This is a genomic window from Mesorhizobium sp. M7A.F.Ca.US.014.04.1.1 (assembly GCF_003998745.1).
GTDB lineage: Bacteria > Pseudomonadota > Alphaproteobacteria > Rhizobiales > Rhizobiaceae > Mesorhizobium > Mesorhizobium ciceri.
This window is the reverse complement of record NZ_RZRW01000080.1, coordinates 1,003-14,834: the sequence shown is the minus strand read 5'-3', so window position 1 is coordinate 14,834 and position 13,832 is coordinate 1,003. Positions and strand designations below refer to the sequence as shown.

The 13,832-nt window shown below is 62.7% G+C and carries 10 protein-coding genes and 2 pseudogenes; 5 read left to right on the top strand and 7 right to left on the bottom strand.

Annotated elements, in window-relative coordinates; genetic code table 11:
- A pseudogene (locus tag EOA22_RS08225) lies at nucleotides 1–345 on the bottom strand (HAD family hydrolase); the annotation flags it as partial.
- Between the two features lie 165 nt (nucleotides 346–510).
- Here EOA22_RS08225 and EOA22_RS08220 point away from each other — a divergent pair.
- The 3 genes from EOA22_RS08220 (at nucleotide 511) to EOA22_RS08210 (ending at nucleotide 5,016) form a co-directional block, all read left to right on the top strand.
- Nucleotides 511–1,380 (top strand): transglutaminase family protein, encoded by an 870-nt coding sequence (locus tag EOA22_RS08220; RefSeq protein WP_013529017.1) that lies wholly within the window; start codon nucleotides 511–513, stop codon nucleotides 1,378–1,380.
- A 524-nt stretch (nucleotides 1,381–1,904) separates the two neighbouring features.
- A complete protein-coding gene (locus tag EOA22_RS08215) occupies nucleotides 1,905–3,383 on the top strand; it encodes a pilus assembly protein (RefSeq protein WP_063169462.1) in 1,479 nt (492 codons plus the stop codon).
- 364 nt (nucleotides 3,384–3,747) lie between these two features.
- A complete protein-coding gene (locus tag EOA22_RS08210) occupies nucleotides 3,748–5,016 on the top strand; it encodes a cyclopropane-fatty-acyl-phospholipid synthase family protein (RefSeq protein ID WP_063169461.1) in 1,269 nt (422 codons plus the stop codon).
- Nucleotide 5,017: 1 nt separating this feature from the next.
- Here the strand turns inward: EOA22_RS08210 and EOA22_RS08205 are convergent, their stop codons facing one another.
- Entirely contained in the window at nucleotides 5,018–5,761 is a 744-nt protein-coding gene (locus tag EOA22_RS08205; RefSeq protein ID WP_063169460.1) for an MOSC domain-containing protein, read from the bottom strand.
- Nucleotides 5,761–7,716, bottom strand: a complete 1,956-nt coding sequence (acs, locus tag EOA22_RS08200) for an acetate--CoA ligase (protein WP_013529021.1) — start codon at nucleotides 7,714–7,716, stop codon at nucleotides 5,761–5,763. Before acs ends, EOA22_RS08205 begins: the two co-directional genes overlap by 1 nt.
- A 302-nt stretch (nucleotides 7,717–8,018) precedes the next feature.
- On the opposite strand from acs, the gene EOA22_RS08195 reads away from it, so the two are divergent.
- Nucleotides 8,019–8,291 (top strand): usg protein, encoded by a 273-nt coding sequence (locus tag EOA22_RS08195; RefSeq protein ID WP_013529022.1) that lies wholly within the window; start codon nucleotides 8,019–8,021, stop codon nucleotides 8,289–8,291.
- A 242-nt stretch (nucleotides 8,292–8,533) separates the two neighbouring features.
- On the opposite strand, the gene EOA22_RS08185 is transcribed toward EOA22_RS08195, so the two are convergent.
- The gene (locus EOA22_RS08185) at nucleotides 8,534–9,568 is read right to left on the bottom strand and encodes an aldo/keto reductase (RefSeq protein ID WP_063169459.1); all 1,035 of its coding nucleotides are present in this window, start codon (nucleotides 9,566–9,568) and stop codon (nucleotides 8,534–8,536) included.
- A 53-nt stretch (nucleotides 9,569–9,621) separates the two neighbouring features.
- Nucleotides 9,622–10,802: pseudogene (locus tag EOA22_RS08180) on the bottom strand (MFS transporter).
- A gap of 119 nt (nucleotides 10,803–10,921) precedes the next feature.
- On the opposite strand from EOA22_RS08180, the gene EOA22_RS08175 reads away from it, so the two are divergent.
- Nucleotides 10,922–11,830 carry a LysR substrate-binding domain-containing protein gene (locus tag EOA22_RS08175; RefSeq protein WP_063169458.1) on the top strand — a complete coding sequence of 303 codons (909 nt, stop codon included), beginning with the start codon at nucleotides 10,922–10,924 and terminating at the stop codon, nucleotides 11,828–11,830.
- Between the two features lie 44 nt (nucleotides 11,831–11,874).
- Here the strand turns inward: EOA22_RS08175 and EOA22_RS08170 are convergent, their stop codons facing one another.
- Together EOA22_RS08170 and EOA22_RS08165 are read right to left on the bottom strand one after the other, a co-directional pair.
- Nucleotides 11,875–12,924: an aldo/keto reductase gene (locus EOA22_RS08170; protein WP_063169457.1), complete on the bottom strand. Its 1,050-nt coding sequence runs from the start codon at nucleotides 12,922–12,924 to the stop codon at nucleotides 11,875–11,877.
- Nucleotides 12,925–13,034: 110 nt separating this feature from the next.
- Nucleotides 13,035–13,697 (bottom strand): YggS family pyridoxal phosphate-dependent enzyme, encoded by a 663-nt coding sequence (locus tag EOA22_RS08165; protein ID WP_027163466.1) that lies wholly within the window; start codon nucleotides 13,695–13,697, stop codon nucleotides 13,035–13,037.
- Nucleotides 13,698–13,832: the final 135 nt, after the last annotated feature.

Here is a 13,832-nt window from a genome sequence, read left to right as displayed (position 1 = left end):
CAACAGCGCCAGCTCACGTGGGGCGGAGGTTACGATCGCCCAGCGTTCGGGCGGCAGCGAATCGAGAAATGCCACGGCGCCGGCGATCTGGATAATGCCTTCGAGATCGGCCGCCTCGGCCTTCAGCAGCAGATCAGCCTCGTGTGCCGGGTCGACGCCCGGCAGCGCCAGGCCGGTGATGGTCTCGATCGCGCGTACGCCATGGATCGTCGGCAGGAAGGCAGCGACGTCGAGGCCCTGGCGGCGTGCCCAATCGCTCCACACCCGTTCCGCCGAGGCGATGGAATTGATGAGCGTGCCGTCCATGTCGAAGAGGAAGGCCGCGAATTTTCTGCTTGAATACATGATTTTCCTTGAGTCCGGGGAGCGCTGGTGGGGTTGCCGAACCTAACGTCTCGACCGCGGCAGGGGAAGACACGGGGTGGGCTTTTCGATCGGCCCAGGGAACCACGGTATCCTCCGGGCGTTTGGGAAGGACTGCTTCTCACAAGATCGAAGGGGGGACCAACGATGCTGATCCGGCTCGGCTATGAAATCGCCATCGAATGCGTAGCCGCCACGCCGGTGATTTCAGTGCTCGAGATCCATCGGGACAGGCAGGCTGATATCAAGCGGCAGACGCGGGTGCTGACCTCGCCCGCGGTGCCGACAAGGCTGTACCACGATCTGCATGGCAATGCCTGCCGGCGCTTCACAGCGCCCGCCGGTGGTTTTCGCATCCTGTACGACGCGGTCGTCGAGGACAGCGGCGAGACGGACGAGGTAAACACGCTGGCCAGGGAAGTGCCGGTGGCGGACCTGCCGGACGAAGTTCTCGGTTATCTCCTGGGCAGCCGCTATTGCGAGACGGATCATCTGAGCAGCCTGGCCTGGCAGCTCTTCGGCGACATTCCGTCCGGCTGGGCGCGCGTGCAGGCGATCGTCGACTATGTCCACAACCGGCTGTCGTTCGGCTATGGCTATGCGCGCTCGACCCGCACGGCGGCTCAGGCGCATGAGGAACGCGTCGGGGTCTGCCGCGACTTCGCTCATCTGGCGATCACGCTTTGCCGCTGCATGAATATTCCGGCACGCTATGTGAACGGCTATCTCGGTGATATCGGCGTGCCAGCCGATCCGGCACCGATGGACTTTTCGGCGTGGCTGGAAGTGTTCCTCGACGGCAAATGGTACACGTTCGATCCTCGCCACAACACGCCAAGAATCGGCCGCATCGTCATCGCCCGCGGCCGCGACGCCACCGACGTGCCGCTGCTGCATAGTTTCGGCGCCCACCGGCTCAGCCTGTTCAAGGTATGGACCTATGAACAGGAAGGCAATCTGTTCAACCCGCCCTACCACGGTATCGACAGGACCGTCGGCGCACAGATGCTGGCCTAACGGTATGTCGATTCAGGTGAGGCCGGTCTGCAAATGACGGCTTTCTGCGCTTCCGGTGCTCACGGACCAAATGTCCGCTCCGCTCCGGTTCTCGAAAGCCATCATTTTCGACCTGGCCTGACCTGAATCTCAACACCCCCTTGAGGCGCGGCCAAAAGCGGCCCTGGTTTTCAAACGTGATGGCGCTTTGGTCTTTCGACGGCCGGAGGCGTTGGATCCGATCATTTCGCGCCCTGCAGTCTCGGGACAACTGGCCCGCTTCGGCACACGGACCCTGTCCCGCAACAGGACGTCATCGGGATTCCGTGATTGCTTCGTCTTGAGCATGGTAACCGGCTCGTAAACGCAGCCGCGGCCGCGCTTTTCTGTTTACCAGTCATTCACCTTTGCGGAGCTTGAAGCCGAACAAAAACAATGATTTGGCGGCAAGCGGCCGGCCTTCTGCCAGCCAGCGGCGTCATCCGGCGGGAATCCTGCATTGCCCTGTCCGCGGCGACGAGGCCGAGGCGAATGGAGGCTGTAGGATGCGGAATTACGGGGGTCTTGTTCACGCGATCGGCGGGTTCGCCAGGGATCGCGGTGGAAATTTCGCAATCCTGTTCGGCCTCAGCGCCTCGGTCTTGGCGCTGGCTGTTGGCTTCTCGGTCAACGTATCGCAGCTCTACAATGCCAGATCGAGCCTCCAAGGCGTCGTCGACGCCGCGGTCACATCGACGGCACGCGACCTAACGACCGGCGCCATCAAGGAAGCCGATGCCAACAAATCGGTGCAGGCCTTTCTCGACGCCAACAGCCAGGCAGGCATTCTGCAGGCCGACCAGATCGTACTCGACAGGCTGATCGTCAACAGGACCGCCAAGACGGTCCAGGCTGACGCCCATGTCGATGTCGGGCTGTATTTCCCGATTTTTGGCACGGGCGACATGAAACGCGTCGCCGCCTCCACGACGGCGCTCTATTCGGACAAGACCGTCGAAGTGGCGATGATGCTCGACATAACGGGGTCGATGGCCAAGCGCGGCAAGGTCGACAAAATCGGCGATCTGAAAACAGCTGCAAAAAACGCCGTCCAGACGATGCTGCAGAAACAGGATCCGCAGAACCCCCGCATCCGCGTCGCGATTGTGCCTTATGCATCTGGCGTCAACGCCGGCAAGCTGGCGGAAAACGTCTATGCCGAAAAACAAGCCAGCACTGAGCTCCCACCCGTCGCCGGCAGTCCGCTTCTCGTCGCCAAGACGGGCAAAAATCTGCTGCCGTCCTTCAGCGACTACATCTCCATTGTCGGCGCGGCGATGCCACGCCCCGACAATTGCGCCACCGAGCGCAAGGACAAGAACGGCAACGCGGATATGAGCGCCGACGGCCCGGATACTGTCCGCACCGACGGGAACGGCAAGAAATACTATGCTCTGGTCAACCGGGACGATCATCTCGGTGACGGGGACATGAACAGGTGCCCTGATGCGAAAGTGATCCCGCTGACCGCCGATTCCGATGCCTTGCTTGAATCGATCGAGGACTTCCGGGCCAATGGGTTTACGGCCGGCGCGATCGCCATTCAGTGGACCTATTATATGCTGTCGCCGCAATGGCGCACTGCGATCAGGAATGCCGGTCTTGGCAAGGGTGCCTCGGATGCCGATCCGAAGAAGATCGCCAAGGTCGCGATCCTGATGACCGATGGCCAGTTCAATACGGCCTTCGCCGGTGCTGGGGACAGCTACAACAGGCAGGGCACCCTTGCGCGCGGCAACGCCGAAACGCTGTGCGACAACATGAAAAACGACGGCATCGAGATTTTCACCATCGGCTTCGATCTGGACGACAAGGATATGTCGACAACCGAGCGGGACCAGGCAAAGGCGGTGCTGAAGGATTGTTCGTCGAAGGATACCTCCGCCGCCAAGAGGCATTTCTTCGACGTGTCCACCGGAGCCGAATTGGACGACGCCTTTCAGGAAATCATTCGCAACACCGAAAAGATCGCATTGACCCAGTAGTCTGGTCCGCAAACGGAAAAGGCCGCCGCTTCTTTCGAAGCCGGCGGCCTTCCGTGTTTCCGTCCGTGGCGCGGCCCATGGCGATGACCTATCAGGTCAGCCGCCGCGCATTTCGCGCCTTAACGGGAAGACTGCTTCCCGAAAGTGCAATCCGCTGAGGCCACGTTCTGGAAAACGAAATCACTCGACATCGGATCACCTCCTTTCGATTTGTTGAACACATACTCATGATGGGGTGCATTGCAGCAAAAGACAAGGTGCAGGTCTGAAATTAACCAAGGGGCGGGCCTGGTGCGGGCCGGCTTGCGATTGCCAGGCCGACCGGGCAAACTTCTGCCCCTGAGCCAGCATTCGGAGGAATCGCATGGAGGCAGCCGAAAAGGCCGCTCGCATCGTTCGAACGGTGATCGAAACATTGAAGCCGGGTTTTGCGGTCAGGCTGTGGACCGGGGAGCGGATAGGCCCCGCCACTGGTCCGGTGCTCACCATCAACGACCAGGACATCGTCTGGCAGATCGTGAAGCGACCGTCCCTGTCGACGCTGATCGAGATGTGGATTTCCAAGACCATCGACATCGAAGACGGGACGATCTTCGATTTTTATGCCCTGCCGTCGCAAGGCAAGCTCAGAACCAAGCTCAAGTCGCTGCCGAAAATGGCGATCCTGCGCGACCTGCCTTCCGTGCTTTTGGCACGCAAGCAGATGAGCGCGCGGACCGATCTGTCGGGGCGCAATCCCTATGTCAGCGGTTCGAGCCAGGAGGCGATCCAGCATCACTATGACATCTCGAACGCCTTCTACCGGCTCTTTCTCGACGAGCGCATGGTCTATAGCTGCGGCTACTTCAAGGATTTCGCCAATGGCATCGACGAGGCCCAGGTCGACAAGCTCGACCACATCTGCCGCAAGCTCCGGCTGAAACCGGGCGAACGACTGCTCGACATCGGCTGCGGCTGGGGCGCCATGCTGATCCATGCGGCAAAGAACTACGGCGTCGTCGGCCACGGTGTGTCGCTGTCGCAGGCGCAGACCGAGCTGGCCCGCGAACGCATTCGCGCCGAGGGGCTGGAGGACCGCATCACCATCGAGATCAAATCCTATGCGGAACTCACCGGCAGCTTCGACAAGATCTCGTCGATCGGCATGTTCGAACATCTCGGGCTCGCCAACCATGCGACTTATTTCAAGACCATTCATCGCCTGCTGAAGCCGGGCGGCATCTATCTGCACCACGCCATCACCCGGCGCAGCAAGGGCGACATCAAGAAGACCTTGCGCAAGGGGCCGGAGTTCAAGGCGCTGCTCAAATATATCTTTCCCGGCGGCGAACTCGACACCATCGGCATGACAACAGGCAATCTCGAGGCGCATGGTTTTCTCGTCTACGATGTCGAGAACCTGCGCGAGCACTATGCCCGCACCTGCAGGCTGTGGGCCGAGCGGCTGCAGGCCCGCTTCGATGAGGCAATCGCCGAGGTGGGCGAGGCCAGGGCGCGGCTATGGCTGCTTTACCTGACGGGCTGTTCGATCACCTTCGAGCGCGCATCGGCACAGATTTTCCAGACCGTCGTGACCAAGCGCGCGCGCGGTCCAAGCGGCCTGCCGCCGACACGGGCGGATCTGTATCGATAGCTTACAGGAAGCGCATCGCGTCGCCGACTTCGACGCGCGCCGGCCTGTCGACCGTGCAATAGACGCCGAGATTATGGGCGTTGTGACGGACCAGGTTGCGCAGGATCGCCGGATCATGGTCGAAGCCATCCTGGGCGACAATGGTGAAACCGCAGCGGCGGCAGGGTTCCGAGATGGTCAGCAGGAGATCGCCGACGGCAAGCTTGCGGCCGATCCATTCCGTTTCGGGAAACGAGCCTTCGATGGCCGCCATGTCGACAACGATGTTGGGGCGGAAGCGGCGCGGGTCGGCGACCCCTTCCGGGTGCAATGCTTTCAGGCGTGCCAGCGAAGCCGTGGTCAATAGATGAATCGGCGCCTTGCGGTAGCGCTCCGCGGTCAGCGGGCCGGAATAGTCAGGCCCGGCATTCTCGCGGCGAAACGGACGGAGCGAGGCCTCGAAGCCGAGATAGGCCGACACCGCGCGGTCGCTCTCGATGCTTGGCGCGGCCAGCCAGTCGCCCTCGGGAACGGCAATCTCGAGTTCCAGGGTCGGCGACAGCCGGGTGCGGATGCGCGGCACCTTGTGCCATTTCGCGTCGCGGTCCGGTCGTGCGATCTCGTTGTCGGACACGTCGACAAGGCCGAACAGGCGGTCGCCGTCGATGCTCTCGACGTCGACCGAGATTGTTTTCAGGCGCTCGCCGGCAAGCGAACTCGCCGGATAGCGCCAGAGTTCGCTGACAGTGCCCAGCGCGGCCTGCATCAGCTCTTCTTGTTCTGCCGGTTGGCGACCAGATCATCGACGACGGCCGGGTCGGCCAGCGTCGAGGTGTCACCCAGGGCAGAAAAATCGTCCTCGGCGATCTTGCGCAGGATGCGACGCATGATCTTGCCGGAACGCGTCTTCGGCAGGCCCGGCGCGAACTGGATCTTGTCGGGCGAAGCAATGGCGCCGATCTCCTTGCGGACATGGGCAACAAGCTCCTTGCGCAGCTCCTCGGTGGGTTCGGCACCCTTCATCAAGGTGACGTAGCTGTAGATACCCTGGCCCTTGATGTCGTGGGGATAGCCCACGACCGCGGCCTCGGAAACCTTCTCATGGCTGACCAGCGCCGATTCGACTTCGGCCGTGCCCATGCGGTGGCCGGAAACGTTGATGACGTCGTCGACGCGGCCGGTGATCCAGTAATAGCCGTCGGCGTCGCGGCGGCAGCCGTCACCGGTGAAGTACTTGCCCTTGTAGGTCGAAAAATAGGTCTGCACGAAGCGGTCGTGATCGCCATAGACGGTGCGCATCTGGCCCGGCCAGGAATCGGTGATGCACAGATTGCCGTCGGCCGCACCTTCCAGCACCTTGCCCTCGCCGTCGACCAGCTGCGGCTTGATGCCGAAGAAAGGCCGCGTCGCCGAACCCGCCTTGAGGTCGGTCGCACCTGGCAGCGGCGTGATCAGGATGCCGCCGGTCTCGGTCTGCCACCAGGTGTCGACGATCGGCACCTTGCCGTTGCCGACGACGTTGAAATACCACTCCCAGGCTTCCGGGTTGATCGGCTCGCCGACCGAACCCAGCACGCGCAGCGACTTGCGCGACGTCTTCTTCACGTGCGCATCGCCGGCGCCCATCAGCGCGCGCAACGCCGTCGGCGCGGTGTAGAAGATATTGACCTTGTGCTTGTCGATGACTTCCCAGAAGCGCGACTGCGACGGATAGTTCGGCACGCCTTCGAACATCAGCGTGGTGGCGCCGTTGGCGAGCGGGCCGTAGACGATGTAGCTGTGGCCGGTGACCCAGCCGACATCGGCGGTACACCAGTAGATGTCGCCGTCATGGTAGTCGAAGACATATTGGTGGGTCATCGAGACGTAGACGAGATAGCCGGCGGTGGTGTGCAGCACGCCCTTCGGCTTGCCGGTCGAACCCGACGTGTAGAGAATGAACAGCGGGTCCTCGGCCTTCATCTTCTCGGGCTTGCATTCGGCTTTCACCGTCGCGATCTCGTCGTGATACCAGACGTCGCGGCCTGAAACCCAGCCGGTCTTGCCGCCGGTGCGTCGCACGACCACCACCTTTTCGACTTTCGTTCCGGCTTTCGCGGCGATCTCGATCGCCCTGTCGGTGTTTTCCTTCAAAGGGATCGGCTTGCCGCCGCGCAGGCCTTCGTCAGCCGTGATAACGAAGGTCGACTTGCAGTCGTCGATGCGGCCGGCCAGCGCATCCGGCGAGAAACCGCCGAAGACGATCGAATGGACGGCGCCGATGCGCGTGCAGGCCAGCATCGCATAGGCGGCTTCCGGGATCATCGGCATGTAGATGGTGACTCGATCGCCTTTCTTGACGCCGTGTTTCTTCATCACATTGGCGAGCCGGCAGACATGCTCGTAGAGCTCGTTATAGGTGACCTTCTTGTCGTCGTAGGGATTGTCGCCTTCCCAGATGATGGCGGTCTGGTTGCCGCGCTTCTTCAGATGCCGGTCGATGCAGTTGTAGGAAACGTTGGTCAGTCCGTCCTCGAACCATTTGATCGAGACCTTGCCGTCGAAGGAGGTGTTCTTGACCTTGCTGAACGGCTTGAACCAGTCGATGCGCTTGCCGTGCTTGCCCCAGAATTTGTCCGGGTTCTTGACGCTGTCGGCATACCATTTCAGGTAGGTGTCATTGTCGATCAGCGCGTTTTTCTTCCACGCCGGCTGGACGCGATGGACATGAACCTCGGACATTCCTGACTTTCCTCCCGAACCAATCGCCGGCTTGAAATGCCGGCGGGATCGCGGCGACACGGCCGCGAATTCGGCGGCATTATTACCAGTTCCGCCGTTACGGCAACATTAGACGTTGGATTCGCGCGGCGGGATGCCGCAGGGAGCTTCTCCAGGGCTGTCAGCACTCGAAGAGGTGCGCTGCTAACCGCATGTTTTCGCAAGCTAAAGCCGGTTCAGATGAAGAAAAAATCAATAGACGGTTAATCAGCGGCGCGCACAATCAGCCGTGGGAGGACAGGCGAATCAACCTGGGGACCGTCATGCGCGACCATGCCGAAATGGACCTGATGCTCAAAGGCTATGGCTTGACCACTGCCAAGATTCTTTATCACTTTCCCGATCACCCGCATCTGCTGCAGAGCTTCATCTGGCAGGACTACGATCTCGCGCCGAAGTTTCCGGTGCTGATCAAGTTCATCGAATTCTGGAAGGCCAAGCTGGACGGGCCGCTGCATTCGATCAGCTACACCCACCAGAAGCTGATCGCGCCGAATGAATGGCGCAAGGTGGATGGGGAGTTTGTGCTGCACTAGGGGCAAGTTTCGCAGCAACGGCTTCTTGAGGTCGGCGTTCTACGACGCCCCCCTCTGTCCTGCCGGACATCTCCCCCTCAAGTGGGCAGATTGGCAGCTCCACCGACAACGCCGCCCCTTGTTACGCCTGCGATTGGCGAAAGTCGCCGCGACATCCGATCTCCCCCCTTGAGGGGGAGATGGCCGGCAGGCCAGAGGGGGGCGCTGGCCCGCGAACCTTGCGCCATGACGGCCCGATGCGCTCAAACCACCGGCGGGTTCAACCGGGCAAAGCCTTCCTGCCGCCGATACGGGAAGTACGGGTAGGGCGCGGTGACTTCGCTTGCCGCGTCGAGCTGCCTTATCTGCCCCGGCGTCAAGGTCCAGCCGACGGCGCCGAGGTTCTGGCGCAACTGCTCCTCGTTGCGGGCGCCGATGATGACCGACGATACGGTCGGGCGCTGCAGCAGCCAGTTGATGGCGATCTGCGGCACGGTCTTGCCGGTTTCCTCGGCCACGACATCGAGGGCATCCATCACTCGATAGAGATGCTCGTCCTCGACCGGCGGACCGAAGCTTGCCGTGTCGTGCAGCCGGCTCTTTTCCGGTAGGGACTGGCCACGGCGGATCTTGCCGGTCAGGCGGCCCCAGCCAAGCGGGCTCCACACCAATGCACCGACGCCCTGGTCGAGGCCGAGCGGCATCAGCTCCCACTCATAGTCGCGGCCGACCAGCGAATAGTAGACCTGATGGGCGACATAGCGCGGATAGCCTTGGCTGTCGGCTTGCGCCAACGACTTCATCACTTGCCATCCGGAGAAGTTGGAGACGCCGACATAGCGCAGCTTGCCGGCACGGATCAGGTTGTCCAGCGTCGACAGCACCTCCTCGATCGGCGTGCCGGCATCGAAGGCGTGTAGCTGCAAAAGGTCGATGTAGTCGGTGCCGAGGCGCCTCAGCGCATCATCCACGGATCTGATCAGCCGCGAACGTGACGAGCCGTAATCGCCCGGCCCATCGCCCATCGGCAGCGCGGTCTTGGTCGAGATCAGCACGGCATCGCGGCGGCCTTTTATCGCGTCGCCAAGCACCTGTTCAGAAGCGCCGTTCGAATAGACGTCGGCCGTGTCGAACAAATTGACACCGGCCTCCAGGCAGATGTCGATCAGCCGCCGCGCTTCCCTGGCGTCGCTGTTGCCCCAGGCGCCGAACAGCGGGCCGGAACCGCCAAAGGTTCCCGCGCCGAAGGAGAGTGCGGGCACTTTCAAGCCCGATGCACCGAGACGTCGATAATCCATCTTTTTACTCCTGGTGGTATGAAGGGTGTCGGAAGCGGGTTTGCCGAGGGTAGTCACGAGCGGATGGAGGCAGGTGCGCCGAGCGCCGGGGTGCGATCGAGACGCAGCGCCAGGCCCGCCACGCCGAGTGCCGTGAGCGGCAGCAGGGCGGCGACCCAGGTGAGGGAACCCAGACCAAGGCCGTGGGCAATCACCGCGCCGCCAAGCCAGGCGCCTGCGGCGTTGCCGAGATTGAAAGCGGCGATGTTGAAGGACGAGGCGAGGCTCTGGCCGGCACCTTGCGCCTTGTCCAGCACCCACATCTGCAGCGGCGCCACGGTAGCAAAGGCGGCGGCACCGAGCAGGCCGACATAGATGACGGCCATCACCTGGCTGTGGATGGCGAAGGTCATCGTTGCGAGCACCAGGGCCAGCACCACGAGGCTGCCCAGCACGGACGGCCAAGCCAGCGGTCGGCGACCTTGCCGCCAAGCAAATTGCCGGCGATGAGACCGCCGCCGAAGACGAGCAGGATCGGCGACACGGCTGCTTCCTTGAAGCCGCTTATCTCGGTCAGCAACGGAGCGATATAAGTGAAGACGGCGAAGACGCCGGCATAGCCGAGCACGGTGGTGGCGAGGCCGAGCAGGACGGGGGTGCGGCGCAAAACGGCGAGATCGGCGCGCAGGTCGCTCTTTTCGGGCGCCGTCCGGCTGCGTGGCACCAGAGCCAGGATGACGGCGAAGGCGGCCACACCGACCACTGTCACGGCCCAGAAGGTCGCGCGCCAGCCGAAGGCCTGGCCGAGCCATGTGCCGAAGGGCACGCCGAGGATGTTGGCGATGGTCAGGCCGGTGAACATCAGCGCGATCGCCGAGGCTTGTCTGTTGGGCGCGACCAAGCCGGTGGCGACCACCGAGCCGACGCCGAAGAAAGTGCCGTGGGCAAAGGCGGTGATGATGCGGGCGCCCATCAGCGTCCAGTAGTCGGGCGCCAACGCGCAGGCGAGATTGCCGAGCGTGAAGATCGCCATCAGCGCCAGAAGCACGGTCTTGCGCGGCCAGTTGCCGGTGGCGATGGTCAGCAACGGCGCGCCGATGACGACGCCAAGCGCATAGCCCGAAATGAGCTGGCCGGCAGCCGAGATCGAAACGCCGAGATCCTTGCTGACATCGAGCAGCAAACCCATAATGACGAATTCGGTGACGCCGATGCCGAAGGCACCGGCGGCGAGGGCGTAGAGAGCAAGAGGCATGGCGGTTTTCCACTTCGATGCGAAGAGCGCCGTCCCGCGCCCCGACCCCTGAGATCGTGCTTCCCTGCATTGTGAACCAGACTTGCCTTGGGCATATTTTCTGTGAAATAGATTCATAAATGGCCAGGCCCGACATCAATCGCTCCGGCGAGATCGAAGTGTTCGTGCGCGTCGTCGAGGAAGGCAGTTTCTCCTCCGCGGCACGCGCGTTGCGCATGACGCCGTCGGCGGTGAGCAAGCTGATCGCGCGGCTGGAGGCCCGGCTTGGCGCGCGGCTGGTCAGCCGCTCGACGCGAAAGCTGCAACTGACGCCGGAAGGCACAGCATTCTACGAGAGCGGCCTGCGCATCCTTGCCGACATGGCGGCAGCCGAGCAGGAGGCAGCGGCCGGTGCTTCACCGCGCGGACGTGTGCGCATTAACAGCTACGTGCCCTTCGGGGTGCATCGGCTGGTCCCGCTTCTGCCTCGGTTCCTGGAACGCTACCCCGAGATTTCGGTCGATCTGGTGCTGACCGACAGCGTCGTCGACCTGATGGCGGAGCGCGCCGATGTTGCCATCCGTGCCGGGCCATTGAGTGAGTCACGGCTGGTGGCGCGCAAGCTCGGGCAAAGCCCGGTGGTCGTTGTTGCAGCACCTTCTTACCTCGAGACGCACGGCATACCGCTGACGCCAGCCGATCTCGACAAACACAACCGCATGGGCTTCGGCTTCGTCAGGCACCTCGATGGCTGGCCGTTCCTCGACGCGGAAGGCCGCGTCATCATGATTCCGATCACCGGCAACACGCTGGTCAGCGATGGTGAGGCGATGCGGCTCATGGCACTGGCGGGCGCGGGCATCGCCCGGCTGGCGCGCTGGCATGTGGCGGAAGACATAGCGGCCGGCAGACTGGCGCCGCTGCTGGAGGCATTCAATCCGGGTGACGAGGAGCCGACCCACGCCGTCTATGTCGGCCAGGGCCGGCATCTGCCGGCGCGGGTGCGCGCCTTTCTCGATTTTCTGGGCGAGAGCGTCCGGCTGACCTGACATCTCCGGAGCCACGGCTCCCGAGATGTCAGCGTGGGCTGTATTTATGCTTTCGGCGTGAACGCCGCCGGACGGCGGCCCGCTGCCTGGCGCTCCAGCATCCAGCCTGGATATTCGGACGGCAGGGCGCTGACCTCGTCGAGACGAACCAGATCGTCGGTGTCGAGCTTCACCTCAGTGGCGGCAAGGTTCTGCTCCAGCTGCTCCATGCGGCTGGCGCCGATGATGACGCTCATCACGAAGGGCTTGGCCAGGACATAGCCGAGCGCCACCGTGGCGACGCTCACATCATGTTTTTTGGCTATGTCGCGCATGACGGCAACGGCCGCCCAGGCGCGGTCCTCATTGACCGGCGGGAAGTTGAAGGACGCGCGGCGGCCTTCGCCATTGCCGGGTGCGCCGGGGCCATATTTGCCGGAGAGCAGGCCACCGGCCATCGGCGACCACACCATCAGGCCGAGCTTCTCCTCATTGAGCAGCGGCACGATTTCGCGCTCGAGATCGCGGCCGGCGATCGAATAATAGGACTGCACGGTCTCGAAACGGGCGAAACCCTTGCGCTCGGCGATGCCGAGCGCCTTGGCGATGCGCCATGCCGCCCAGTTGGAGACGCCGACATAGCGGACCTTACCGCTGGCAACGAGATCGTCGAGCGCCCGCAGCGTTTCGTCGATCGGCGTCACGGTGTCGGTGCCGTGCAACTGATAGAGATCGATATGGTCGAGTTGCAACCGCTCCAAGCTGGCATCGACCGAATCCATGATGTGGCCGCGTGACGAGCCGCGCTGGTTGGGGCCTTCACCCATGGCGCCATGCGCCTTGGTGGCGATGACCACATTCTGCCTGTTGACCTTGAGATCCCTGAGCGACTGGCCGAGCAACCGTTCGGATTCGCCAAAGGAGTAGACGTCGGCCGAATCGAAGAAATTGACGCCGGCGGCAAGCGAATGGGCAACGATCTCGTTGACGCCCTTCTGGTCGAGGCTGGCGATCAGGCCCCATTGGGCATTCTGGCCGGCGGCGCCGAAGGTCATGGTGCCGAGGCACAGTTCGGAGACGAACATCCCCGTATTTCCAAGCTGGTTGTAGCGCATGGTGGCGGCTCCAGAGAGTTTGTGACGACCCAAAGCAAATAGGAACGGTACGTTTCGTTTCCAGTCCTGGAGCAACGAGCCTGTCGGATTGGCCCAAAGGCCGTTGCGTCTCAGCGAGTGCCGAAGATCGCCGAACCGACGCGGACGCTGGTGGCGCCGAAGGCGATTGCTGTTTCGTAGTCGCCGGACATGCCCATTGAGAGTTTGGCGACGTCGGCTTCCTTGCTAAGCTTCTCCAACAGCGCAAAATGCGGACCGGGATTCTCGTCGGCCGGCGGGATGCACATCAGGCCTTCGATGGCGAGGCCGTGCACGTCGCGGCAGCGGGCGACGAAGGCCACGGCGTCGCGGGGCTCGATGCCGGCCTTCTGCGGCTCGGAGCCGGTGTTGACCTGGACATAGAGTTTTGGCGCGCGGCCCTGTTTGGCGATCTCCTTGGCGAGTTCGGCGGCGATCTTCTCGCGATCGACCGTCTCGATGACGTCGAACAGTGCTACCGCTTCCCTAGCCTTGTTGGATTGCAGCGGGCCGATCAGATGCAGTTCGATGTCGGGAAATGCGTCCTTCAGATCAGGCCATTTGGCTTGCGCCTCCTGCACCCGGTTCTCGCCGAAGACGCGCTGGCCGGCTTCGATGACCGGGCCGATGTCGGCGGCATCAAAGGTCTTTGAGACCGCGACCAGGATCACGGCGCCGGCTTCGCGGCCGGCCTCGCGTTCGGCGGCGGCGATCTTCGCCTTGACCGCGAAAAATTGCTGAACGGCGTCACCCATATGCAAATCCTGCTGTTTTGACCGGCGTTTTTGTCAGACGCGGTACCCATATGGTTGACGGGTTTGCCAAACCATGGTGAACACCCGGACCACATTCCCTGAACTGCCGAGCCATCGCCCGCAGTTCGCGCATGC

Bases quoted from the DNA above. Each gene is read 5' to 3' on its own strand.
- EOA22_RS08165 (WP_027163466.1), bottom strand. From the start codon at position 13,697: ATGGGTGACGCCGTTCAGCAATTTTTCGCGGTCAAGGCGAAGATCGCC.
- EOA22_RS08175 (WP_063169458.1), top strand. From the start codon at position 10,922: ATGGCCAGGCCCGACATCAATCGCTCCGGCGAGATCGAAGTGTTCGTG.
- EOA22_RS08220 (WP_013529017.1), top strand. From the start codon at position 511: ATGCTGATCCGGCTCGGCTATGAAATCGCCATCGAATGCGTAGCCGCC.
- EOA22_RS08195 (WP_013529022.1), top strand. From the start codon at position 8,019: ATGCGCGACCATGCCGAAATGGACCTGATGCTCAAAGGCTATGGCTTG.
- acs (WP_013529021.1), bottom strand. From the start codon at position 7,716: ATGTCCGAGGTTCATGTCCATCGCGTCCAGCCGGCGTGGAAGAAAAAC.
- EOA22_RS08210 (WP_063169461.1), top strand. From the start codon at position 3,748: ATGGAGGCAGCCGAAAAGGCCGCTCGCATCGTTCGAACGGTGATCGAA.
- EOA22_RS08170 (WP_063169457.1), bottom strand. From the start codon at position 12,924: ATGCGCTACAACCAGCTTGGAAATACGGGGATGTTCGTCTCCGAACTG.
- EOA22_RS08185 (WP_063169459.1), bottom strand. From the start codon at position 9,568: ATGGATTATCGACGTCTCGGTGCATCGGGCTTGAAAGTGCCCGCACTC.
- EOA22_RS08205 (WP_063169460.1), bottom strand. From the start codon at position 5,761: ATGCAGGCCGCGCTGGGCACTGTCAGCGAACTCTGGCGCTATCCGGCG.
- EOA22_RS08215 (WP_063169462.1), top strand. From the start codon at position 1,905: ATGCGGAATTACGGGGGTCTTGTTCACGCGATCGGCGGGTTCGCCAGG.